The following is a 24994-nucleotide window of genomic DNA, read 5'->3' as shown; positions in this document are numbered from 1 at the left end:
CGTGCTCCCTACTTGAGTCCGGAATGGGCGAGACCGTCGATCACACGGCGCTGCATGACGACGAAGAGCAGGAGGATGGGCGCCATGGCGAGCGCGCTGGCCGCCATCATCACCGTGTAGTCGGTGGTGGTGCGCCCCGCGAACGTCGCGATGCCGGCCGCGAGCGGCATGCTCTCGGCGCGGGTCGAGACGACGAGCGGCCACAGGAGGTCGTTCCAGGACCACAGGACGGTGATGATCGTCAGGGCGCCGAGGCTGGGCCCGGCGAGCGGCAGCATGACCCGCCAGAAGACCTGGAACGGGTTGGCGCCGTCGAGCCGCGCGGCCTCCTCGAGCGAGTCGGGCACGCCCCTGAAGAACTGCATCATGAGGAAGGTGCCGAACGCGCTGAAGATCCCCGGGGCGGCGATGCCGGCCACGGTGTTCAGCCAGCCGAGCCCGTTGATGATCTGGTACTGCGGGATGAGGTACACCTGCGACGGCACCATGAGGATGGACAGCACCAGCGCGAGCAGCACGCCCCGCAGCGGGAACCGCATGCGCGCGAACGCGTAGCCGGCCATCGAGCACAGCACGAGCTGGCCCGCCGTGCGCGCCACGGTGATCGAGACCGAGACCCAGAACTCCTGGAGGAACGGGAGCTTGGAGAACACCTCGGCGTAGTTGCCCCACTGCAGCTCCCCCGGCCAGAACACCGGGGGCACGCTCATCACCTGGGCGTTCGTGGACAGCGACGTGAGCAGCTGCCACACGAACGGGAACACCATCACCACGCCGCCGACGGCGAGCACCAGGTGCGCCCAGGCGTTGGACCCGTGGCGCGACGTGCGGCGGCGGGGCGCCGTCGGTCGCCCGGCGAGCGCGGGAGCGGTCGTCGTGAGGGTCGCGTCAGGCATAGGTGACCCACCTCCTCTGCATGCGGAACTGGAGCAGCGTGACGGCGCCGACGATCAGCAGGATCACCATCGCGATGGCGGCGGCGAAGCCCTTGTCGTTGCGCAGGAAGGCCTCGTTGTAGAAGAGGTAGACGAGGGACTGCGTCTGCTGCATCGCCGGGTTGGCCTGGCCCATGAGGGCGTACAGCAGGTCGAACAGCTGGAAGCCGTTGATGACCGTGATGACGGTGACGAAGAAGACGCTGGGGGTCAGCAGCGGGACGGTGACGGAGCGGAACTGCCGCCAGGCCGACGCGCCGTCGAGCGACGCCGCCTCGTAGAGCTCCGGGGGGATGGTCCGCAGCCCGGCGGACAGGATGATGATCGCGAAGCCGAGCGACGTCCACAGGCCGACGACGGACACCGCGACGAGCGCGAAGCCCGGCGTCGAGGTCCACGACGGGCCGTCGATGCCGACCACGGCGAGCGCCTGGTTGAGGATCCCGAAGTCGCCGTTGAAGATCAGCCGCCACACCATCGCCACGGCCGTCGGCATCGCGACGTAGGGCATGAAGTACAGCACCCGGTAGAACGCCGTGAACCGCATCCCGGGCCGGTGCAGCAGGCTCGCGACGAACATCGCGATCGGGATGCCGAGCAGCACGATCGCCGTGTAGACCAGCGTGTTGACGACGGCGGTCCCCAGGTCGGGGTCGCGGGCGAGCCGCTGGTAGTTCTCGAGGCCCACCCACGTCTGGCCGCCGAAGGCGCCCCACTCGGTGAGGCTGAAGTAGCCCGTCTGGACGATCGGCCACAGGTAGAACAGGACGACGCCGAACATCGTGGGCAGCACGAAGAGGACGGGCCACCAGCCGTCGTACCCGTGCCGGGGCCCCCGGGGCGCGGTGCCCCCGGCCACGGTGCGCGGGGCGGAGCCCCGGGCGGGCGCGACGACGCCCGCCCGGGGGGATCGGTCGACGGAGGTCATTCCTTCGCGAGCTCCTCGTTCATGGCGTCGGCCAGCTCCTGGGCGACCTCCTCGACGGGGCGCTCCCCGGAGAGCGCCTGCGGCAGCAGCTCGGTCTCGAGCGCGTTCCACGCCGCCGTGTTCTGCGAGATCGGGTACGGGAAGGCCATGTCCTCGGCCGAGTCGATGAAGACGTCGATGCCGAAGCTCGGGACCGAGTCGACGAACGCCTGCTGCGTCCCGGAGTAGGCCGGGTTCGCCACGCCCATCTCCGCCTGCGTGCGCTGCGCCTCCTCGGAGCCGAGGTAGGCCAGGAAGGCGTTGGCGGCCGCATTGTTCTCGCTGTCCGCGGCGACGACGTTCCCGACGCCGTGGATGACGGTGGCGCGCCGCTCGGGCCCGGCGGGGAGCCGGACGATGCCGAAGTCGTCCTTGTTCGGCGAGTCCTTCATCTCCGCGACCGACCAGTTGCCGGACCAGAACATCGCCGCCTTGCCCGAGCCGAACCACACGTTCGGCTTGGTGTCGGACATCTGCTGGAGGGTCGGCGCGGCCCCGTCGGCGATGAGGTCGGCCCACAGCTGGAGCCCCTCGGCGGCCTCGGGGCTGTCGTACCCGGACGTCGTGCCGTCGTCCGAGATGATCTCTCCGCCGGCCTGGAGGATCGTGTTGTAGTAGCTGCTCTGTCCGATGCCGTTGATCTCGGAGACCACCCCGTAGACGCCCTGGTCGGAGAGCTCGTCGGAGATCTTGCCGGCCGCGTCCTGGAACTCGTCCCACGTCCAGTCGTCGGTGGGGAGGTCGACGCCGGCCTTCTCGAAGAGCGCCTTGTTGTACCAGAGGGCGACGGTGTCGAAGTCCTTGGGTACGCCGTACTGCGTGTCCTCGAACGAGTAGAGCTGGTTGAGGGCGTCGGGGTACTTCGACGGGTCGATCTCGCCGGCGTCCACGAGGCCCGTGACCGGCTGGAGCAGGTCGTTCGCGGCGTAGAGCTGGACGTTCGGGCCGTTCATCCAGAACACGTCGGGCAGCGTCCGCGACTCCCCCTGCGTCTGCAGCTTGGTGAAGTACTGCTGGAACGGGGTCAGGTCCACGGTGACCTTGATGTTCGGGTACGTCTCGTTGAAGTCCTTGATGTTCTGGTCGATCGCGGGCTTCTGGTTCTCGTCCCAGATCGCGTACGTGATCTCGGCCTGGGCGTCGGTCGGCGCGACCTCGGCGCTGTCCTCGGCGGCGTCGCCGCCGCCCCCGCACGCGGAGAGCGTCAGTGCCACGGCCGCGACGCCCGCGAGGGACGCGCTGCGCAGGAGATGCTTCATCGGGGTGCTCCTCGGGTTGATGGGTCTCTCAGGTCCGCGGCGTCGGTGCCGCGGGGTCGACATCGTCGTCGAAGTGGGCCGCGACCTCGGGGGCCACGGGTCGGACACGCTGCGGCGCGGACCCTGCGCGCAGCGAGACGGTGGCGGCGATGCCGGTCGCGACCGCGTCGCGGGCCATCACCGGTGAGGTGGTGATCGGGGCTCCCTCGGCCACGTGACGCAGGAACTCGTCCACGGTGAGCCGGTCGGCGTCCTGGTGGCCCGGGCCGGCCGCGTCCACCGGGTACTCGACGTCGCCGTGCTCGGACCACGACGTGCGGCGGTTCCACACCCGGACCGAGGCGCCGTCGCCGTCCCCGACGTTCTCGAGGCGGCCGCGGGTGCCGATCACCGTGTAGTTGCGCCAGTAGTCGGGCGTGAAGTGGCACTGCTCGTAGCTCGCGAGCACACCGTTGTCGAGCCGCATGAGCATCATCGACGTGTCCTCGACGTCGATCGTCGGGTGCAGGCCCGTCTGCTCGAGCGGCGGCCAGTTGTCGTAGGAGAACCAGTCGGTCATGAGCTGCCCGGTGCGGTCCGCGCGATCGGTCACGCGCCCGTAGACCTGCAGGTCGCCCATCCCGACGACGTCCCGCGTCGTGGAGCCGGCCAGCCAGTGGATGACGTCGATGTCGTGCACGGCCTTCTGCAGCAGGAGCCCCGTGCTGCGCGCCCGGTCGGCGTGCCAGTCCTTGAAGTAGTAGTCGCCGCCGTTGCCGACGAAGTGCCGGCACCACACGGCCTGCACGTCCCCGATCTCGCCGCGGGCGACGACGTCCCGCATCGTCCGCACGACCGCCATGTGCCGCATGTTGTGGCCCACGTAGAGCTTCGTGCCGGTCTCTGCCGCCGCGGCGAGCACCCGGTCGCAGTCCTGGGTGGTCGTGGCCAGCGGCTTCTCGAGGTAGACGGCGACGCCCGCCCGCAGCAGGTCCTCGGCGATGTCGGCGTGCGTGTCGTCGGGGGTGCAGACGAAGGCCGCGTCGACGCCGTCCTCCGCGCCCGCCCGGGCGACCAGCCCGCGGTGGTCGGCCGCGAACGCCGTGCCGGGGCCGAACAGCTCGTGCGCGCGGGCGCGGCCCCCGGGGTCGACGTCGACCGCCTCGACGACGCGGGCCGGGACGCCCGTGCGGCCCACCCACCGTGCCAGCCCGGCGCGCGCGCCGACCCCGACCACCGCGACCCGCAGCGGCTCGCGGACCTCCGCCGCCCGCGGCTCCCCCGGGACCTCCGTGTCGTCCGTGTCGTTCGTGTCGTTCCCCACGGCGACCGACGCCGAGGACGGCGTGGCGGCGGCGAGCGCCTCGGCGAGCGTCGCCGCCGGGTCCGCCGCGCTCAGCGGCGGGGCCGCGACGTCGCTGCTGCCGAAGACGTCGCGGGAGCCGACCTCCAGGGCCCGCACGAGCGCGCCGAGGGCGGCGCCGTCCGACGCGAACGCCGACGTCACCAGCGACGCCGCGGCGCGCGGCCGCACGAGCCGGTCGACCTCCTCCTGCAGCGGCACCCGGAGCAGCTCGCCCGCGCGGGACAGACCGCCGCCGAGCACCACGCACTCCGGGTCGGCGACCATCGCGAGCGTCGCGACGCCGGGGGCGACCCGGCGCGCGTACTGCTGGAGCAGGCCGAGCGCCGCGCCGTCGCCCTCCTGGGCGCGCTGGGCGACCTGCTCGGCGCCGCCCGCCTCCTCGATCTCCCGGAGCAGGCTGCCCTCGAGCCAGCCGTCCCAGCCCATCCACTCGAAGTCCCCGACCTCGCCCGCGGCGAACCGGTTCCCGCGGTAGACCTGGCCCCCGAGCACGAGGGCGGCGCCCACGCGGTAGCCCAGCTGCACCAGGACGACGTCGTCGGCGAGCCGGGCCGCCCCCAGCGCGTGCTCGGCCAGGGCGGCCATGTTGATGTCGTTCTCGACGATCACCGGGTGCTCGCCGCCCGTCTTGAGCCGGGCCGCGAGATTGACGCCGGTCCAGTCGGGGATCGGCAGCGAGAGGCGGACCCGCTCGCCGTCCACGATGCCGGGCACCGCCGCTGCCACGGCGGCGACGCGCGACCGCGGCGCCCCGACCACGTCCAGGAGCTCGCGCTGCACGGCGCGGGCCGTCTCGAGCCGCTCCACGCCGTCGACCGGGCCGTCCACGGTGCGCCGCACGACGGCGCGGACCTGGCCCGCCAGGTCGGCCAGCATCCCGGTCACGGAGTGCACGCCCAGGTCGAGGCCGACCACGTACCGCGCGTCGGCCGCGAAGGCGTACCGGCGTGCGGGCCGCCCCACCGCGCCCTCCTCCACCCCGGACACCTCGCGGGCCAGGCCGCGCTCGACGAGCTCGGCGACGATCGACTCGACGGTGGGTCGCGACAGGCCGGTGTCCTTCGCGAGCGCGGTCAGCGTCGTCGCCTGGCTGCCCCGCAGCACCTCGATACAGCTGAGCGTGTTGCGTCGGCGCACGTCCGTGACGTGCCGGTCACCACCGCTGCGGACCATGTCTCCCCGTCCCTCTCCCCGTGTTCCTCGAGCCGTCATCGCCGGGCGAACAGGCCGAGGGCGTCCCACGCCACCCAGCCACCCTCGGCGAGGACGAGCTCGATCGTGTTCGCGCCCTCGCGCAGCAGCCCGGCGGGCACCGGGAGCTCGTGGTACGAGCGGACCAGCGCCGTCCCCGGCACGGTGGCGTCCCCCTCGCGCGAGCCGCGCGTCCCGCCCGGGGGCAGGGCGACGTCGGCCAGCGCGGTGCCGTTGACGGCCACCCGGAGCGTGCCGCCCAGGCGGGTCGTGTCGACGAGCCAGAGCGCGAGGTCGTGGTCGGCCGCGGGAGCGGCGGGCAGCGGGAGGCGCCAGCGCGCGGTGTACGCCTTGCGGCCCGCCCAGGCGTCGCCGGGTCCCGGCAGCAGGTAGGGCCAGGCGTCCGCAGGGGTGTCGACGCCCTGCTCGAGCTCGATCACGGCGTCCGGGTAGGCCGCCGGGATCTGCGCGTACCCCGACGGCGCGAAGCGGTGCTCCAGCGTCCGGGCGTCGAAGTCGCCGATCGTCGCGACCGGCAGGCCGGTCCCCACGACGGACGCCACCGAGCTGGCCACGAGCACGTCGCTCGCGCGCGCGGTCCGCCCGGCGTCGGACACCGCGACGACGCGGTAGGTCCAGGTCTCGCCGCGGGGGTCGACGTGGTGCGTGAGCTGCGGGTACACCGTCTTGCCGACGAGGTTGGCCCCGTCCGGCTCGAAGCGGCCGCGGGCTCCCCGGACCGCGTGCACCCGGTAGTGGTCGATGAGCGGCTCGAAGCCGAGCGAGCGCCAGCTCAGCTCGGTGCGGGCGATCGCGGGCTCGGCGCGCAGGCCGGTGACCTGCCTGGGCCGCTGGGACGACGGGACGGGCACGATGCCTCCTTCAGGCCTCGACGAGGCGGGACGTGCCCGCGGGGGTGACGAAACGGGCGAGGACCTCGCGCGGGGCGGTGTCGTCGGCCTCCACCCACGGCACGCAGACGAAGGTCGACGTCATCGCCTGCGGGGTCAGGGTGACCGTCAGGTAGCCGCGCCGGCCGTCGTAGAGCCGCACGTAGTCGTGCTGGAGCCAGTCCGGGGCGTAGTCGTCCGTCGGAGCGCCGTCGCCGTCCGAGGCCACGGACGTGCAGACCAGCTCCACGCCCAGGTTCCCCGCCCCCGGGTCGCCGACGTCCGCGCGCAGCTCGCCGGCGACCGCGTGGTGGATGTCCCCCGAGAGGACGACGACGCCGCTGCTGCGGGCCATCGCGTCGAGCAGCCGCGCCCGCGCCGCGGGGTAGCCGTCCCACTGGTCCGTCCGGTCCTCCGTGACCGGCATGAGCACCACGCCGCTCGCCACGACGTTCCAGACCGCCGGGCTGTCGACCAGGCGCTCCTCCACCCATCGTTCCTGCGCACGGCCGAGCATGGTGCGCGCGGGGTCGGCCTGCTCCTCGGCGGTCTCCGGGACGGGGTCGCGGTGCTGCCGGGTGTCCAGCAGGGAGAACCTCGCCAGGCGGCCGACGTCGAAGCCCGTGGTGATGTCCGAGCCGGGGCCGTCGGGCAGCGCCTCGAGGTCCACCGGCAGGTGCTCGTAGAACGCCCGGTAGGCCACGGCCACGCGGTGCGCGAAGATCTCGTCGGGCAGGCCGTAGGCGGAGCGACCGCCCACGTAGTTGTTCTGCACCTCGTGGTCGTCCCAGATCGCCACGGCCGGGACGCGCGCGTGCAGCGCCTGCAGGTGCGGGTCGCTCTTGGTGAGGGCGTACCGCAGCCGGTACTGCTCCAGGGTCTGCACCTCGGCGGCGTGCTCCGGCGCGACCGACACCCCCTGACGCCACAGGTTCGCCGCCGTGATCCCGTACTCGTAGACGTAGTCGCCCCCGAAGACCACCAGGTCGAGCCCGGGCTCTGCCGCGAGGTGCCGGTGCGCCGTGAAGTGGCCGTGGTACCAGGCCTGGCACGAGACGACGCCCACCGTGAACGTGTCCGGGACGGCGGGGGCGGCCGGCAGCGTGCGGAAGCGCCCCACGGTGCTCGCGGTGGTGCCCGAGCGGAACCGGTAGAAGTACTCGGTCCCCGGTCGCAGGCCGGTGACCTTGGGGTGCACCGAGTGCGCCAGCTCCGGCTGCGCGAGCGCGTGCCCGCGCCGCACGACGTGCTCGAGGTCCGGGTCGGTCGCGACCTCCCAGTGCACGCCGTAGCTCCGCAGCGGCATGCCTGCGTGTCCGTCGGGGGCCAGCGGGTCGCGGGTGAGGCGCGTCCACAGCACCATCGAGTCCGGGCGCGGCGAGCCGCTCGCGACCCCCAGACCGAACGAGCCGTCCGACGGCGACGCCGCCCCGGCCGTCTCCGGTGCGCTGATGCCGAGCGCCAGCGTGGCGGCGCCGAGGCCACCCGCGCGGAGCACCTCCCGACGGCTGAGGGTGGGGGTCGTGCGAGGCATACGCCCTCCTGTCCGGACGCGACGTGACCTGGAGCACATCGTCGTGGAGTTATGAAAGGTACCTTTGTAAGTAGGCCTCGACAAGAGGTGTCACGGCGAAAGCTTTCCGTCGCCCGGTTGCAGAACTCACGAGCCGGCCGCGCGGGCCATCGGGGGGACCGCCCCCGGGAGGCGCGGTACGGCGAACGCCTAGGCTGTGGGCGTGGGAGCGATGAGCGAGACCTGGCACGAGCTGCGCGCGCTGCTGCGGCTGGAGGGCTTCCGCAAGCTCTTCACCGTCCGGCTGGTCTCGCAGGCCGGCGACGGCATGTTCCAGGTGGGCCTGGCGTCCCTGCTGTTCTTCTCCCCCGAGTCGCAGGGCACGGCGGCGGCCATCGCCGGCGCGTTCGCCGTCATGCTCGCGCCGTTCACGATCGTCGGCCCCTTCGCGGGCGTGCTGCTCGACCGGTGGCAACGCCGCCAGGTGCTGGTGTGGGGCAACGCGGTGCGCGTGGTCCTCACGCTCGCGATGGCGGGCGTCATGCTGGCCGGCGGCGTCGGCTGGGCGATCTACGCGATCGGCCTGGCCGCCCTGTCGGTCAACCGCTTCCTCCTCGCCGGGCTGTCCGCGGGCCTGCCGCGCGTCGTCGACGGCCCGCTGCTGCTCACCGCCAACTCGCTGTCCCCCACGCTCGGCGCGGGCGCGGCGTTCGTCGGCGGCGGCATCGGCTTCGTCCTCGGCCTGGCGTTCGAGCCCGGCCGGGTCAAGGACTCGTCCGCCCTCGTGTGCGCGGCGCTCGTCTTCGGCGTCGCGTCCCTGCTCGCCACCCGCCTGCGGCGCACCCAGCTCGGCCCCGAGCGGCCGGCGGAGGCCGACCTGCGGGGCGAGATCGCCAAGGTCGCCCGTGGGCTCGCCGACGGCGCCCGCTACCTCGTCGCGCGCCGCACCCCCGGCCAGGCGCTGCTCGCCATGGCCGTGCACCGCTTCCTCTACGGCGTCGTGTTCATCGCGTCGATCCTCATCTCGCGCAACCTGCTGGACCCCGGCAGCCAGAGCGCCGGGATGGCGACCTTCGCCGTCGTCATCGGCCTCACGGGCGTGGGCGGCGCCGTCGCGATGGTGCTGACGCCCACGCTCTCGCGCCGCACCGGACCGCAGGGCTGGATCGCCGTCATGCTGCTGCTCGCGGCCGCCAGCCAGCTGCTCCTCGTCACGACGCCGGAGCGCGCGGTCGTGTACACCGGCGCCGCGCTGCTCGGCCTCGCGGCGCAGGGCACCAAGATCGCCGTCGACACGATCGTCCAGCGCGACGCCGAGGACGAGTTCCGCGGCCGCGCCTTCGCCTTCTACGACGTGCTCTACAACGCCGCGTTCGTCGGCGCCGCCGCCCTCGCCGCCTTCACCCTGCCGGACACCGGCTGGTCCCGCGGCGTCTTCGTCGGCCTCGCCGTCGCGTACGTCCTCGCCGCGCTGCTCATGGCGACGCGCGGCGCCCGCACCCCGGCACCGGTGCCGCCCCGCGTCCGCCGGGCCGGGGGCGCCGAGGACGCCGCCGCGCGCGCCTGACGCCCGCCCGCACGCCGCGCACGACCCCGCCCTGAGCGACCGACGAGTTCCGACCGGAAATCAGGTCGTCACGGGAAGCGGGAATATCGCAGGATGGTTCGTGGTCGTACACAGTACGGTCTCGCCCGTCCGGCGACCGCTCCGAGGGTGACCGTCCCCCGGGACCACGACCGACCACGACGACGTGCCGCGCCCACCGGCGTCGGCTCTCACCTGCCCTCCGCCGGGTTCCCCGGCACGACGCGAGCGGAGCACAGCGTGCCAGCCCCCCGACAGACCGACCCCACCGTCACACCCGACGCGCAGACCCCGGAGGCCACCCTGACGACTCCCGCCACCGCTCCCGGCACCGCCGACACGACCGCGCCGTCGCGCGGCATCGTCATCGACGAGGCCGTGCCCCAGCGCCTCACGCGCCAGCAGTTCACCGTCATCGCGCTGCTCCTGGGCTCCGCGTTCGTCGTCATCCTCAACGAGACGACGATGAGCGTGGCCCTCGCCCCGCTCATGACCGACCTGGGCATCACCGCGAGCACCGGACAGTGGCTCACCACCGCGTTCATGCTCACGATGTCGGTGATCATCCCGGCGACCGGGTTCCTGCTGCAGCGCCTCGGCACGCGCGGCGCCTATCTCCTCGCGATGTCGCTGTTCAGCGCGGGCACGCTCCTCGCGGCGCTCTCCCCCGGCTTCGGCTGGCTGCTGGGCGGTCGCATCGTGCAGGCGTCGGGCACTGCGATCATGATGCCGCTGCTCATGACCACGATCATGACGGTCGTGCCCCCGGCGATCCGCGGCAAGGTGATGGGCAACATCTCCATCGTCATGGCGGCCGCCCCGGCGCTCGGCCCGGCCATCTCGGGCATCATCCTCGACGCGCTGAGCTGGCGCTGGGTCTTCGGCATCGTGCTCCCGATCGCCGTGATCGCCCTGGTCATGGGCTTCCTGTACGTCCGGGACGTGGCCGACCGTACACACTCGCGCCTCGACCCGCTGTCGCTGTTCCTCGCCGCGGTCGCGTTCGGCGGCCTCGTGTACGGCCTGTCCAGCATCGGCGAGGCCGCGCGGCACGCGCCGCCCGTCGCGCCGTGGATCCCGATCGTCGTCGGGCTGCTGGTGCTGGGTGCGTTCGTGTGGCGCCAGCTCCTCCTGGCCCGCGACGACCGCGCGCTGCTCGACCTGAGCGTGTTCCGGTTCCGCGGGTTCTCGGTCGGCCTCGCCATCATGGCGGTCGGCATGCTCGCCATGTTCGGCTCGCTCATCCTGCTGCCGCTGTTCCTGCAGGACGCGATGGGGCTCGAGCCGCTGGCCACCGGCCTCGTCGTGCTCCCCGGCGGCCTGCTCATGGGTCTGCTCGGACCGACGGTCGGCCGCCTGTACGACCGGGTGGGCCCGCGCCCGCTGGTCACGCCCGGCCTGGTCGTCGTGACCATCGCGCTCGCCCTGTTCACGCAGGTGCACGCGGACTCGTCGCCCTGGTACATCCTGGCGCTGCACGTGACGCTCAGCCTCGGCCTGGCGTTCATGTTCACGCCGCTGTTCACCTCGGCGCTGTCGTCGCTCACCCCGCCCCTGTACTCGCACGGGTCGGCCGCCATCGGCACGGTCCAGCAGCTCGCCGGGGCCGCCGGCACCGCGATGTTCGTCGCGGTCATGACCACGCGGTCGGTCGCCCTCATGGAGGACGGCGCGACGGCGCAGGTCGCGCTCGCCGAGGGCGTCGGCGACGCGTTCGTCTGGGGCGCGGCGATCATGCTCGTCGCGGTGGGGCTGTCGCTCCTGCTGCGCCGCGTGCCCGCCTCGCCCGAGGGCGAGGGTGCGCCGGCGGCGCACTGACCGGTCGGCCCCGTCACGGGCCGGGAGCGCCGCCGCGGGCGGTCACCGTCGCACGACGGTGGCCGCCCGTCGTCGTCCCCACGCCCGTCGTCAGGGCGCCGCGGCCGGGGAGGCGACGCCGTCGCGCGCCGCGACCTTGAACGCGGGCGCCAGCGCGATCACGCCGAGCGCCAGCAGCGCGGGGACGGCGAACGCGAGCCGCATGCTCAGCAGCTCGGCCACACCTCCGATCAGCCCCGCGCCCACGACGAACCCCACGTAGTTGAAGAGGTTCACGCGCGCGACGGCGATCCCCGTCCCGTCGGGGTCGAGGCGCCCCGCCACGGAGAACGACAGCGGCACCACGACGCTCAGGCCGAGCCCGGTCAGCCCGAAGCCGACGACGGCGACCCACGGCCCCGGTGCCAGCGTCACGGCGGCGAGCCCCGCCGCCCCGACGACCCCGCCGACGGCCACCGGCACCACCGGCCCGAACCGGTTGACCTGCCGGTCCGCCGCGAGCCGCCCCAGGAGCTGGCAGCCCAGGTACGCGGCGAGGCCCAGCGGCGCGACGTTCGCCGCCGCTCCCAGCGCGTCCTGGATGTACTTGGTGGACCAGTTCGACGTCGCCGAGTCGGCGACGTACACGATCGTCACCGCGAGGCCGACCAGGACCAGCGGCCCCCACGGCGGGCGGGCGGCGCGCGACGCGCCGGCGTCCTGCCGCGGGGCGACGGCGACGGGCTGCTCCGGCAGCACCAGTCCCGGCACCGCCTGCCGCTCGGCGGGGCGGGGTGCGCCGCCACCGGACGCCGCCGTCGCGACGAGGTCGACGGCCACGCCGACCGCGGCGACGAGCCCGAGCCCGGCGGCGAGCGACCAGCCCAGCGAGTGCGCCAGCACGGCCGCCAGGGACCCGAGGATGCCGCCCACGCTCCACGCGCCGTGGAACGAGTTGAGCAGGCTGCGGCCGTACCGCTGCTCGACCTCCACGCCCTGCATGTTCATGCTCGCGTCGACCAGGCCGAGCAGGAGACCCACCGCCGCGACCACCGGGTAGAGGACCGTGACGGTCGGCGCCAGGCCCGCGCCCAGGACGGCGAGCGCCACCAGCGGCCCGCACACGTGCAGCAGCCGGGCGCTGCCCACCCGCGGGGCCAGCGCGCCGGCGAGCACGCTGCCGACGCCGGCCACGACCGGGACCAGCAGCAGGATCAGCGTCAGCGTGCCGTCCGAGATGCCGAGGTCGTGCTGCAGCGTCGGCACCTGGGCGAGCAGGCCGGCGAAGCACATGCCCTGCACCAGGTAGAACGCCGTGACCACGAGGCGCGCTCGCCGGTCGGCGGCGTCGCCGCCCGCTCCGCCCCCTGCGCCGATCGGGGCGCCGACGGCCCCGCCGGACGCACCACCCGACGTCGTCCCGGACCCGCTCATGCCCAGCCTCCGCTCGTCGCGCTCCGGGGGCTCGTCGTCGGGCCCGCGCGCAAGCGTGAGGATAGACCCGTCGCGGGCCCGTGAGGGAGGGGTCGGTCAGGCCTCGCGGCCCGCCCACCAGGTGCGCAGCTCCTGCTCCGCGCGCTCCGCGCCGAGCGGCCCGTGCTCCATCCGCAGGGCGAGCAGGTGCTTGTACGCCTGCCCGACGACGGGCCCGGGCGCGACGCCGAGGACCGCCATGATCTGCGATCCGTCCAGGTCCGGGCGGATCGCGTCGATCTCCTCCTGCTCGCGCAGGACCGCGATGCGTTGCTCGAGGTCGGAGTACGAGTCGGCGAGACGCTGCGCCTTGCGCTTGTTCCTCGTGGTGGAGTCGGCGCGGGTCAGCCGGTGCAGGCGCTCCAGCAGCGGGCCCGCGTCGGTGACGTACCGGCGCACCGCGGAGTCCGTCCACTGCCCGTCGCCGTAGCCGTGGAAGCGGAGGTGCAGCTCGACGAGCCGCGCCACGTCCTTGACCACCTGCTTCTCGTACTTGAGCGCGCGCAGCCGCTTGGCCACCAGCTTCGCGCCGACCACCTCGTGGTGGTGGAAGCTCACGCCGCCGCCGGGCTCGAAGCGGCGCGTGGCCGGCTTGCCGACGTCGTGCAGCAGGGAGGCGAGGCGCAGCACGAGGTCGGGCGCCGGGACCGGGCCGTCCGGGCCGGTCTCCTGGGCGATCGCCTGCTCCAGCACGGTGAGCGAGTGCTGGTAGACGTCCTTGTGGCGGTGGTGCTCGTCGATCTCCAGGCGCAGCGCGGGCAGCTCGGGCAGCACGTGGTCGGCCAGCCCCGTGTCGACCAGCACCTCGAGGCCGGCGCGGGGGCGGTCGCTCAGGAGCAGCTTGGAGATCTCGGCCTGCACGCGCTCCGCCGAGACGATGTCGATCCGGCCCGCCATGTCGACGATCGCCTGGCGGGTCGCGGGCTCGACCTCGAAACCGAGCTGGCCGGCGAACCGCGCCGCGCGCATCATGCGCAGCGGGTCGTCGTCGAACGACCGCTCCGGCGCGATCGGGGTGCGCAGCACGCCGCGCGCCAGGTCGGACAGCCCGTCGAACGGGTCGACGAACGTGAGCTCCGGCAGCCGCACCGCCATCGCGTTCACCGTGAAGTCGCGCCGCGACAGGTCGCCGTCGAGCGTGTCCCCGAACGCCACCACCGGCTTGCGGGAGGCGGGGTCGTACTCGTCGCTGCGGTAGGTCGTGACCTCGACGACGACGTCGCCCGACGCGGACCCGGATCCCGACCCTCCCCCGGTGCGCGCGAACCGCCGCGCCCCGATCGTGCCGAACTCCTTGCCGATGTCCCAGTGGGCGTCGCCCCAGCGGGCCAGCAGGGCCTGCGTCTCGTCGGGCGACGCGGAGGTCGCGAAGTCCAGGTCGTTGCTCGCGCGGCCGAGGAAGGCGTCGCGGACGGGCCCGCCGACCAGCGCGAGCTCGTGCCCGGCGGCGCGGAACACCTCGCCCAGCTCGACCGCCGCGGGGGCCATCTCGGTCAGCACGGCGAGGGCGCGGCGCAGCAGCGCGGCGGGGGCCGGGGGTTCAGGGGTCGACACGGCGTCCCATCCTCCCAGATCCCGGGCGTCGGCGCCCCGGAGACTGGGCCGGCGGGGCGTCTCCACTCGGTAGGGTGGGGCGCATGTCATCCCCGGCCCCGGTTCCCGGCCCGCGGCGCCGGCGCCCGGCCGCGCCGGTCCCCGTGCCACCGGGAGGACACCCGCTCAAGGTCGACCCCGCGCGACTCTCCGGCCCGCGCGGCACCGCGACACCCGCCGTCGTGGGCGTCGCCCCGTCGGGCACGACGACGCACCTGCCGGTCCACGAGGAGACGTCGGCGGGAGGGCTCGTCGTCCAGGTCGCCGCCGGCGGTCCCGAGGCCGCCGTCATCGTGCGGCGCAACCGCGGCGGGCGCCTCGAGTGGTGCCTGCCCAAGGGGCACCTCGAGGGCGAGGAGACGCCGGAGCAGGCGGCCGTCCGCGAGATCCACGAGGAGACGGGCATCCTCGGCACGATCCGTACCCGCCTGGGCGTCATCGACTACTGGTTCAGCGGCGAGGACCACCGCGTCCACAAGGTGGTGCACCACTTCCTCCTGCGCGCGGAGGGCGGCATCATCACGGCGGAGGGCGATCCCGACGGCGAGGCGGAGGACGCCCTCTGGGTACCGGTCGAGCAGCTGACGGAGCGGCTCTCCTACCCCAACGAGCAGCGGCTCGCCGTCGTCGCGCAGCAGGTGCTGCGCCGCACGCCCGAGGTGCTCGGGCACCCCGGCCTCGGGGCTGTCGAGTGAGGCGCCGTCGAGTGAGGCCCGCCGCGTGACCACCTCCCGACCCTCGGGTGCCGGCGCCGCACCCGCACCCCCGCCCGCCCGCCCGGCCCGCCTCCACCGCGCGCCGTTCCTGCCCGTGCTGGCCGTGATCGCCGTGCTCGCCGGGCTGCTCCTGACGGGTGCGCTGGTCGCGCTCCCCGGCACGTCGGCGTCGGCCCTCACCTCGCCGTCCCTCCTGCCCGCCGCCCGCGACGGGAAGGCGACGGTCGAGCTCGTGGGCTCCGCGCCCACGCTCGCCTCGCCCGGCTCCACCGTGACGCTCACCCTCCAGGTCACCAACGGCACCGACGTGGTGCTCGACGGCGCCGGGCTCGACCTCGGCGTCTCGTGGCGGCCCCTCACCTCGCGCGAGAGCCTGTCGGCCTGGGCGCAGGACGACGGCACCAGCACCGCAGGACCTCCCCAGGTCGACGAGACCGTCGAACGCCTCGCGCCCGGGGACACCGCGCAGGTGACGATGGAGCTCGACGTCGACTCCCTCGGCCTCAGCGCGGAGAACCCCTGGGGGCCCCGGGAGATGTCCGTCGCGCTGACCCGCGGCGGGTCCACGCTCGACGTCGTCCACACCTTCCTGCTGTTCGCGCCGGAGGGCGACGCGCCCGACCCGGTCTCGGTGAGCGTCGCCGCGCCCGTCACGGGCCCCGCCGTCGACCCGCTCGACCCGGACGGCTACGACCTGGAGCTCGGCACCGCCACCGCGACCGGCGGACGGCTGGCCCGGCTGCTCGACGCCGCGGCCGTCAGCGGCACGTCACCCGGGATGTCGCTCGCGGTCGACCCGGCCCTCGTCGCCGCGGCCGCCGCCTCCGGCGACGGGGACTCCCAGGCGTGGGCCACGCGGCTCACCGGAGCCCCTGTCACCGGCGACGACGCCGACACCTCGGCGAGCCTGACGAGCACCATCGGCACCCGGAGCACCGCGGCGACCGGTGAACCCAGCGACGTCGCCGTGCTGCCCGGCTACGACCCCGACCTCGCGGCGGTCGCGCACGCCGACCCGACCCGGGCGGACGTCGCGGCCGCGACCGGCGGGGAGGCCGCGCTCGGGGCGGCCTGGCAGCGGCCGGAGGGCTGGGACCTCACCGTCGGCTGGCCGGAGGGCCGGCCCGACGCCGCCACCCTCGCCGCCGGCCGCGACGCGCCCGTCGACCAGGTGGTGGTGGCCGACGGCCTCGCCCCCGCCGACGGAGCCGCCGCCTCCGCACGCACCGCCGTGGACACGTCGTCGGGCAAGGTGCCCGCGCTGGTCGCCGACGACGGGCTGTCGTCCGCGTTCGCCTCCCTCACCGACGGTGACGACGCCCCGTCCGCCGCGGAGGCGTCCACCCGCGTGCTGGCCGACGCCGCGCTCGTCGCGCTCCAGCAGCAGGACTCCGGGCAGCAGGACCTGCACCTGCTCGCCGCCCTGCCCCGGGACTGGTCCCCCGACCCCGCCCTGGTGGGCACGGTGCTCGGCGCCCTCCACGACGCGTCGTGGGCCGACGTCGTGCCGCTGTCCGAGACCGTCGCCGCCCCCGCCTCCCGCGTGCCGCGCGACGAGCCCGCACGGGGCGAGCGGGCCGGTCGGTCGAAGGGCGAGCTGGCGCCCTCCTCCGTCCGCCGGCTCCTCGACTCCCACCGCGACCTCGCCGCGTTCTCGACCGTGGCCAGCGACCCCGTCGAGCTGAGCGGCGACGCCGACCAGGCGCTCGTCGCCCCGCTCGCCGTCGCCGCACGCACGGAGCGCGACGCCCGTGAGCGCGCCGTCGACCTCGCCGTGGAGCAGTCCGACGCCCTCCAGCAGGGCATCAGCGTCGCCGACCGGTCCAACGTGACGCTCGTCAGCGACACCGGCAAGCTGCCCGTGACCGTCTCGAACGAGCTGCCCGTGGACGCCACCGTCACGGTGGTGCTGCGGCCCGACGCGTCCCGGCTGGTCGTCGAGTCCCGCCCGACGGTCGTCGTCCCCGCCGGCACGTCGTCCAACGTGCACGTCCCCGTGCGCGCCATCGGCTCCGGCGACGTCAACCTGCAGGTCGAGGTGCTCGCGCCGAGCGGCACGGTCGTCGCCGGGCCCACGAGCTTCTCGCTCCGCGTCCGCGCGGGGTGGGAGACCGCGGGCACCGCCGTCGTCGCCGCCCTGGTCGCTCTCCTCTTCATCGGGGGCATCTGGCGTACGGTGCGTCGGGGGCGGTCCTCGGCCCGGACCACGGACGAGGGCGTCGCGGACGCCGCCGCCGACCCCCAGGGGCCCGACGCCGCCGCACCCGACGACAGTCCGCCACGCGACCCGCACGACGACGACCCGAACGACCCGGGCGGCGGCGGGATCCCCGCCGCCCGCACGCCGCCCGCCCAGGCCACGGAGACCGACCCCTCATGACTTCGACGTCCGCCTTCCCCGACGACAGCCGGCCCGACCTGCCCGGCGAGGGCGACGCCACCGACCCCGGGTCGCCGACCGGCGCCGCGGGCGCGAGCTGGCACCCGGTCGGCGACCCCGCCGCCGGCAACGCCGGTCAGGACGACGACGGTAGCGACGACAACGGCAGCGACGACGCCGGCGCCGTGCGACGCACCAGCCTCGGCCGCGGCTCCGTCGTGATGACGCTGGGTACCGTCGCGTCCCGCGCCTCCGGGCTGATCCGCGCGATGCTCCTGGTGGCCTGCGTGGGCGCCGTCGGCACGGTGGCGGATGCGTTCGACATCGCGAACAAGCTGCCCAACATGCTGTTCGCGCTCATCTCGGCGGGCGTGCTCCAGGCCGTGCTCATCCCCCAGATCCTGCGGGCGATGAACGCGCACAACGCCCGCGAGCGGCTCGACAAGCTGCTCAGCATCTCGGGGCTCGGCCTGCTCCTGCTCACGGCGGTGCTCGTCGTCGCGGCCCCGCTGATCGTCTGGCTGTCCACCCTCAGCGGCGCCTGGACCACCGACGAGCGCCACCTCGCCGTGGTCTTCGCGTACTGGTGCATCCCCCAGGTCTTCTTCTACGGCCTCTACATGCTGCTGGGCCAGGTGCTCAACGCGCAGGGCAAGTTCGGCGCCTACGGCGTCGCGCCCGTGGCGAACAACGTCGTCTCCCTGCTCGGGTTCGGCGCGTTCCTCCTGGTGTGGGGTTCGGCGCCGGACCGCGGCATCTCCGACCTGTCCCAGTGGTCGTCGGCCCAGACGGCGGTGCTCGCCGGCACGGCGACGCTCGGCATCGCCGCCCAGGCCCTGGTGCTCGTGGTCGCCCTGCGCCGTTCCGGATTCCGGTGGCGGTTCCGGCTCGGGCTGCGCGGGATCGGCCTGCGTGCCGCGGGGTCGGTGGTCGGTTGGACCATCGGGGCCGTCGCGCTCGAGCAGGTCGGCGTCCTCTTCCTCACGAACGTGCTCGGTGCCGCCGGCCGCGCCGGGACGTCGCTCGACGAGGCCTTTGCCGGGAATGCCGCGTACACGAACGCGATGACGATCTACCTGCTTCCCCACTCGCTCGTGGTCGTCTCGATCGTCACGGTGCTCTTCCCGCGCATGACGGCCGCCGTGCAGGCCGGGGACATCCCGGGCGTACGGCGGGACATGTCCCTGGGCATGCGTTCCGCGGGTGTCTTCTCGGTCTTCTCGACCGCGGTCCTCGTCGTCCTGGCGGTCCCGCTGACCGGCGCGCTGCTGCCGTCGCTCGGACCGGACGGCATCGCCGCCGTCGCGCCGATCATCCAGGCGATGTCGATCGGCATCATCGCCCTCGGCGCGACGGTGCTGGTCCGGCGCATGTACTTCGCGTTCGAGGACGGCCGCTCGATCTTCGGCATCCAGGTCATCGCGACCGTCTCGATGGTGGTCGTCCTGTGGGGCGCGACCCGCCTGCTGCCGCCCCAGTGGTGGGCCGTCGCCGCCGGAGGCGCGTACGCGCTGTCCACGTGGATCTCGCTGCTGCTGCGCGTGCGCGGCATGCGCCGCAAGCTGCAGGGCATGGACGGCCGGCGGGTCCTGCAGCTCTACGTCCGCGCGCTGGTCGGCGCGCTGATCGCCGCCCTCCTGGGCTGGTTGACCGTCCGCCTCCTCGACGGCTACGACGTCAGCTCGTGGGGCCACTCCGTGCTGGTCACGGCCGTCGCCGGGATCGTGATGGTGGTCGGCTACGTGCTCGCGCTCAAGGTCCTCCACGTGCGCGAGCTCGATGACGCGCTGGCCCCCGTCCTCCGGCGGCTCAAGCGATGACGATGGTCGCGTGCCCGGCTCGCGCGGGTTCCGTGAGGGCCCTGCGGGCGCGCCCGCAGGGCGCGACCTCGCGGCCACCGGGCCGCCCGTACCATGGTCCGATGGACCGGAGGACCCTCTCCCCCCGCACCCCCACCGAGGAGCACAGGTGAGCACCGCCCATCCCGGGACCGTCATGGTCGATCGCTATCGGCTCGTACAGCTCGCTGCCACCGACCTCGCAGCAGCCGAGGCGTGGGAAGCGCACGACCAGATCCTGGACCGTCCCGTCCGGGTGACGTTCGTCGACGGCCCGTACGCGTCGGCGGCGCTCGACGCCGCGCGCCGGGCCGCGCTCGTCGCCGACCCGCGGCTCTCCCGCGTGCTCGACGTCGGCAGCACCGACCTCGGCGCGGGCCAGCGCAGCTACATCATCTCCGAGCCCTATCGGGGCTCGTCGCTCACGGAGGTCGTCTCCGGGGGCCTGGTCGACGCCCAGCAGGCTCGTGCCGTCGTCGGCGAGGCCGCCGCGGCGCTCGAGGCCGCCGGGCAGCGCGGCGTGCACCACCTGGCGCTGCGGCCCGAGGCCGTGCGGGTGGACGGCCACCGCGTCGTCGTCACCGGGCTCGGCATCGACGCCGCGCTCGCCGGCGTCGACGGCGGTCGGGATCACATCACGGGCGCCGGCGCGGCGGCCGCGGACGCACGCGACCTCGTCGCCCTCGCCTACTACGCGCTCACGGCCCGGTGGCCGGGCGACTCGCTCGACGAGCCGTGGATCGCCCCCGACGCCGTGCGCCCGCTGCCCGCGCAGCGCGACGAGCACGGCGTGGTCCCGGTGTCGACGCTGGTGCCGCACGTCGACCCCGAGCTCGACTCCCTGGTGCGCCGCACCTTCGGTTCCGACTCCCCCGACGCCCCCACCACGCCCGGCGACGTCGTCGCCGCGCTGGCGCCCTGGGGCGAGGTGTCCGTCGTCGCGGCGCTCCCGCAGTTCGTGCAGCCGTCGACCGAGCCGCCGGTGCGGTCCTCCGTCATGGGCGCGGTCGGGACGGGCGCCGCCCTGCCGGGCACGCCCCCGCCGGCCCCGCCCGTCCGCCGGCCGGCCAGCGGCCGCATCGCCCGCTCCGCGGCCGTCGGTGGTGCCGCGGGCGCGGCTGCCGCTGCGGCCGTGCCGGCGCAGTCCACGCAGGCGATCCCGCCGGTCGCGGCGCCTACCGCGGCTCAGGCTCCCGTCCCGCCCGTGCAGGCGACGGCCGCGATGGCCCCTGTCCCGCAGCAGCCCGCGCCGGCGCAGCAGCCCGTGGCGGCGTACGGCGCCGCGCCCGCGGCGGCCTACGGCAACCAGGCGTACCCCACGGCACAGGGTGCCCCGGTCCAGCAGCAGACCGCGCACGCCCCCGTCCCTCCGCCGCCCGGTGGCGGTGAGCCCCGCACCGATACCGGCGGCTTCGCGTCGTCGCCGGCTCCCAAGCGCCGTGGTGTGAACCCGACGCCGATCGTGCTCGGCCTCGTCGTCGTGCTCGTGCTCGCGGGCGCTCTGTGGGCCGTCTCGAAGGTCATGTCGTCCCCGTCCTCTCCGCCGGCGGCGGAGTCGCCAGTCGCGACCGACGACGCGGGTGGCGGCGCAGCGGCCGAGGAGCCCACGGACGAAGAGTCCAGCGAGGCGTCGGAGACGCCGGAGGTCCGCCCCGTCATCCAGTCCGGCGACCAGCTCGACCCCGAGGGTGACGGCCAGCACCCCGAGGCCGTGGACCTCGCGTACGACGGCGACCCGTCCACCTTCTGGTACACGATGTACTTCAACACCCCGGACTTCGCCGGCCTGCGCTCCGGCCTCGGCTACGTCGTCGAGCTCGAGGATGCCGCACCGGTCACCTCCATCACCCTGAACACCAACTCCGAGGGTGGGCGCGTCGAGATCCGCGCCACGTCGCGGGACAAGCCGACCGACGGCCCGGTGCTCGCCGAGGGCTCGTTCAGCTCCGAGACGAAGCTCGACCTCAAGGAGGAGACCGTGGCGGACTCCTTCGTCATCTGGATCACGGAGCTGCCGAGCACGAACGGCAAGAACTACCTGGAGCTCAACGAGATCGTCCTCTCGTGACCGTTCCCGGGCGACGCCTGTCGCCCGGGAACACCACACCCCGTCGGGGTGTTGAGGGCGATGGCGCCTCAGGACGCGAAAGACCACCAGACGAGCAGGAGAGAACGTGACCGATCAGCCGACCAACACCACCGGTGAGGCCACCGTGCACGACATCGTCATCGTGGGCTCGGGCCCGGCCGGCTACACGGCGGCCGTGTACGCCGCGCGGGCTGGTCTGGCACCCGTCGTCATCGCGGGGTCCGTCACCGCCGGTGGTGCGCTCATGAACACCACCGAGGTGGAGAACTTCCCCGGCTTCCCCGCCGGCATCCAGGGGCCGGACCTCATGGAGGCCATGCGCGAGCAGGCCGAGAAGTTCGGTGCCCGCGTGCTGTGGGACGACGCCGAGCAGGTGGAGCTCACCGGCGACGTGAAGACGGTCGTCACCGGCGGTGGCGAGACGTTCAAGGCGCGCGCCGTCATCCTCGCGACGGGCTCCGCGTACCGCGAGCTCGGCCTGCCCGAGGAGAAGCAGCTCTCCGGCCGCGGCGTCTCGTGGTGCGCCACCTGCGACGGGTTCTTCTTCCGCGACCAGCACATCGCCGTCGTCGGCGGCGGAGACTCCGCGATGGAGGAGGCGACCTTCCTCACGCGCTTCGCCTCGAAGGTGACGATCGTGCACCGTCGCGACTCGCTCCGCGCCTCGAAGATCATGGCCGACCGGGCCCAGGCCGACCCGAAGATCGAGTTCGCCTGGAACAGCGAGGTCGCCGGTATCTCCGGCGAGGACAAGGTCGCCGGCCTCACGCTGCGTGACACCGTCACGGGCGAGGAGCGCCAGCTCGACACCACGGGCCTGTTCGTCGCGATCGGTCACGACCCCCGCACCGACCTGGTCAAGGGCCAGATCGACCTCGACGACGAGGGCTACATCCTCGTCGAGGGCCGCTCCACGCGGACCAACCTGCCGGGCGTCTTCGCCTGCGGCGACGCCGTGGACCACACCTACCGCCAGGCGATCACCGCGGCCGGCTCGGGTTGCGCCGCCGCGCTCGACGCGCAGGCCTACCTCACCGAGGTGGCCGACGCCGAGGGCGAGCAGTCCCTCGCCGGCACCCCTGCCGTGCCCAACCCCGACGGTCTCCCCGCCGCGCTCGACTCCGTCGCCGGCTGACCCCTTTCCCCCACCGATCCCGAAGGAGCGAACCATGGCTACAGTCGCCGTCACCGACGACACGTTCAAGGCCGAGGTACTCGAGTCCGACGTCCCCGTTCTCGTCGACTTCTGGGCGACCTGGTGCGGCCCGTGCCGCATGGTGGCCCCGATCCTCGAGGAGCTCTCGGACGAGTACGAGGGCAAGATCAAGATCGTGAAGCTGGACACCGACGCCAACCAGGCCACCACGATGGCCTACGGCATCACGTCGATCCCGACGCTCAACGTGTACTCCGGCGGCGAGCTCGTGAAGTCCGTGATCGGTGCTCGCCCGAAGCGCGCTCTGCAGGAGGAGATCGAGGCGGTCCTCGCGCCGAGCGCCTGATCACCTCAACGAAGGCCGCCCGTGTTTCACGTGAAACAGGGGCGGCCTTCGTCGCGCCCGGCTGGTTGTGCTCGGGCGGCCGGGCATCAACACCGCCGCTCGGCCCGCTGTGCCTGACGACTCGGCCACCCGGGGCTGACGGTTCCCGTCTGCGGTCGCGCCGGCCCCAACCACCGCAATCCTGTCAGCAGGCCACCGGCGCCCATCGGCCACTCCGCGTCGCGGGCGCCGTCGTCGATCCGCGTGGGACACCGCGACAGACGGTGATCGGTGCCGAGTCCTTGCCAGCACTGCCCGCGAACGCGAACTCCCGCTCCCCAAGCGCTCGTCCGCCCACACGGGCGGACCATGCCGGTGTCTCCAGCCCGTGCCCTGAGCCGACTGGTCCGCCGGCCGCCGACCCTCGGCCATCACGGCGGCGCCGGTTCGACGCGTCTGCCCGGAATCCGGCTGTATGACGGGATAGCGACGATGCTCCCCGAGGCCTGGACGAGTCGGTAGACCGTCGCCGGTCGCACCAGAGTCGTGAGCGCCGAAGTCGCCCGGGCAGTCTGTGCACGAGCGGACCTGACGTTGCACGGGTCGTGCCCGCCACGAGGTCCCGCGGCTTCATCACGACGACGCCTTGTCCCGTCCGCTGCGACGCCGCCCGCCGCCATCGTCTCCACGGTCCGACCCGCACGGATGATCGGAGCCGGTGGGCCCAGCCCCTCCGCACCCGCACATCTCTTCTGTTCCTCGTTCAGGTCGACCCAAGCTGTCGGATCGTCGTCGCCGTCTCGGCGTCATCATCCGGGGAGTCAGAGGTTGCATGACTCGCCTCTGACCTCCCGATCGGATGACGTCGCCGATGCTCCGAGCCGACCTCCGTGCCGGTGCGGACGTCCGGGTTCGCCCCCACCAGAGTCGGCAGCGGCCGCACGGCGTACCGACTCGGTGCAGCGGCCAGGCCCGTGACCTGCGCCGATCCGACGTCTGCTTGCGCCCGGCGCCGGAGATTGATCGAGCTCGCAGACACATGGCCCCCCTCTTCGTGGGTCACCTGTCGATGAACAGCAGGCATGGATGGCATGCCCGCGGTCCCGACCCCACGGTCCGGCGTCCCTGACTCGCGCACTGGAGCCGCCCGCCCACCTGCCGGCTCTGGTTGCTGCAGCGCACCAGGGAGGAGCCAGTACGCGTCCTCATGCCACCCGCACGACTCCACGGCTGGGGTTCACGTGAAACATCGAGGACGCATCTGAGTGGAAGGCCCGGCGCGTTCCCTCATCGGCCCCACGGCCAACCGGTGCTGGTGCCGGTTGATGCTTCACGTGGAACGGCCAGCGCAGTCTGCGATTGCCGCCAGGCCGTGCGGGCCCAGTCAGGGCGGTCGCCGCCCCCTCCGCACTCGCCAAGGCATCCGGGTGTGCCCAACCTCGTCCCGCCACTCACGAGGAAGCGGCCTGGCCGACACCCGTGCACTCCCCCACGGACCCATGGATCCATGGATCCATGGACCGCTCCGCCTCGAGAGCCTGTTCCGGGACTGCGCGCGTTCGGCCAGGTCGTGCGGCGCTCTTCGGACTCCGATGCGATGCCGACCCTGGGTACGCCGGAGCGCCGGAGCCCTTCCGGCCACCTGGGTCGCACTCACGAGCCTTGGAATCGGGAGATCGCTGCGCTGCGGACGCGTGCCTACCGGAACGAGACCGGAACCCCGCTCCGCGTGCGGGATGTCGACGCAGGTCAGCTCCCCGAACCCCCTGGCATCGACGCGCGCCACCGGGCGTCGATCGACTCCGCTCGCTTCAGAGAACGGTGCGCACCGTCGTCGCTACACCGTCGGACGTCAGCGCTTACTCCGCCCAGGTCATCGTGGATGCTGGGGCACGACCTGGACCGTCTGATCCGGCCAGCACCGGACACGCGCCGCCACGAT

The 24994-nt window shown here is 73.8% G+C and carries 16 protein-coding genes; 8 read left to right on the top strand and 8 right to left on the bottom strand.

Annotated elements, in window-relative coordinates; genetic code table 11:
* Positions 1 to 8: 8 nt before the first annotated feature.
* The 6 genes from ACFVS0_RS07855 to ACFVS0_RS07830 are packed head-to-tail and all read right to left on the bottom strand — an operon-like array spanning position 9 to position 8121.
* Positions 9 to 896, bottom strand: coding sequence for a carbohydrate ABC transporter permease (locus ACFVS0_RS07855; protein WP_430587628.1), 888 nt, complete (start codon positions 894 to 896; stop codon positions 9 to 11).
* A complete protein-coding gene (locus ACFVS0_RS07850; RefSeq protein WP_430562100.1) occupies positions 889 to 1863 on the bottom strand; it encodes a carbohydrate ABC transporter permease in 975 nt (324 codons plus the stop codon). The genes ACFVS0_RS07855 and ACFVS0_RS07850 overlap by 8 nt, the downstream gene beginning before the upstream one ends.
* Positions 1860 to 3161, bottom strand: a complete 1302-nt coding sequence (locus tag ACFVS0_RS07845) for an ABC transporter substrate-binding protein (RefSeq protein ID WP_430587627.1) — start codon at positions 3159 to 3161, stop codon at positions 1860 to 1862. The genes ACFVS0_RS07850 and ACFVS0_RS07845 overlap by 4 nt, the downstream gene beginning before the upstream one ends.
* A gap of 28 nt (positions 3162 to 3189) precedes the next feature.
* On the bottom strand, positions 3190 to 5679 hold the full coding sequence (locus ACFVS0_RS07840; RefSeq protein ID WP_430587626.1) for an ROK family protein: 2490 nt from the start codon (positions 5677 to 5679) through the stop codon (positions 3190 to 3192).
* A 35-nt stretch (positions 5680 to 5714) separates the two neighbouring features.
* Entirely contained in the window at positions 5715 to 6569 is an 855-nt protein-coding gene (locus ACFVS0_RS07835) for a hypothetical protein (RefSeq protein ID WP_430587625.1), read from the bottom strand.
* 10 nt (positions 6570 to 6579) lie between these two features.
* A complete protein-coding gene (locus ACFVS0_RS07830; RefSeq protein WP_430587624.1) occupies positions 6580 to 8121 on the bottom strand; it encodes an alkaline phosphatase D family protein in 1542 nt (513 codons plus the stop codon).
* Positions 8122 to 8332: 211 nt separating this feature from the next.
* Here ACFVS0_RS07830 and ACFVS0_RS07825 point away from each other — a divergent pair, with 211 nt between their 5' ends.
* The gene (locus ACFVS0_RS07825) at positions 8333 to 9667 is read left to right on the top strand and encodes an MFS transporter (protein ID WP_430562212.1); all 1335 of its coding nucleotides are present in this window, start codon (positions 8333 to 8335) and stop codon (positions 9665 to 9667) included.
* A gap of 258 nt (positions 9668 to 9925) precedes the next feature.
* Positions 9926 to 11503, top strand: a complete 1578-nt coding sequence (locus ACFVS0_RS07820) for an MDR family MFS transporter (protein WP_430587623.1) — start codon at positions 9926 to 9928, stop codon at positions 11501 to 11503.
* 90 nt (positions 11504 to 11593) lie between these two features.
* Here the strand turns inward: ACFVS0_RS07820 and ACFVS0_RS07815 are convergent, their stop codons facing one another.
* The gene (locus tag ACFVS0_RS07815) at positions 11594 to 12916 is read right to left on the bottom strand and encodes an MFS transporter (protein WP_430587622.1); all 1323 of its coding nucleotides are present in this window, start codon (positions 12914 to 12916) and stop codon (positions 11594 to 11596) included.
* 96 nt (positions 12917 to 13012) lie between these two features.
* Complete coding sequence (locus ACFVS0_RS07810; protein WP_430587621.1) at positions 13013 to 14509, bottom strand: CCA tRNA nucleotidyltransferase; 1497 nt, start codon at positions 14507 to 14509, stop codon at positions 13013 to 13015.
* Between the two features lie 83 nt (positions 14510 to 14592).
* On the opposite strand from ACFVS0_RS07810, the gene ACFVS0_RS07805 reads away from it, so the two are divergent.
* The 6 genes from ACFVS0_RS07805 (at position 14593) to trxA (ending at position 23073) form a co-directional block, all read left to right on the top strand.
* Complete coding sequence (locus tag ACFVS0_RS07805; protein WP_430549407.1) at positions 14593 to 15243, top strand: NUDIX hydrolase; 651 nt, start codon at positions 14593 to 14595, stop codon at positions 15241 to 15243.
* 25 nt (positions 15244 to 15268) lie between these two features.
* A complete protein-coding gene (locus ACFVS0_RS07800) occupies positions 15269 to 17644 on the top strand; it encodes a DUF6049 family protein (RefSeq protein ID WP_430587620.1) in 2376 nt (791 codons plus the stop codon).
* Positions 17641 to 19464 (top strand): murein biosynthesis integral membrane protein MurJ, encoded by a 1824-nt coding sequence (gene murJ, locus ACFVS0_RS07795; protein WP_430584466.1) that lies wholly within the window; start codon positions 17641 to 17643, stop codon positions 19462 to 19464. The genes ACFVS0_RS07800 and murJ overlap by 4 nt, the downstream gene beginning before the upstream one ends.
* Before the next feature lie 148 nt (positions 19465 to 19612).
* The gene (locus ACFVS0_RS07790; protein WP_430587619.1) at positions 19613 to 21550 is read left to right on the top strand and encodes a hypothetical protein; all 1938 of its coding nucleotides are present in this window, start codon (positions 19613 to 19615) and stop codon (positions 21548 to 21550) included.
* Between the two features lie 106 nt (positions 21551 to 21656).
* On the top strand, positions 21657 to 22706 hold the full coding sequence (trxB, locus tag ACFVS0_RS07785; RefSeq protein WP_430549411.1) for a thioredoxin-disulfide reductase: 1050 nt from the start codon (positions 21657 to 21659) through the stop codon (positions 22704 to 22706).
* Positions 22707 to 22740: 34 nt separating this feature from the next.
* Complete coding sequence (gene trxA, locus ACFVS0_RS07780; RefSeq protein WP_429762817.1) at positions 22741 to 23073, top strand: thioredoxin; 333 nt, start codon at positions 22741 to 22743, stop codon at positions 23071 to 23073.
* Positions 23074 to 24994: the final 1921 nt, after the last annotated feature.

The organism is Isoptericola sp. NPDC058082 (assembly GCF_042885055.1).
In the GTDB taxonomy this organism is placed as follows: domain Bacteria; phylum Actinomycetota; class Actinomycetes; order Actinomycetales; family Cellulomonadaceae; genus Isoptericola.
The sequence above is the reverse complement of the archived record's forward strand: the minus strand, read 5'-3'. Positions and strand labels throughout refer to the sequence as shown.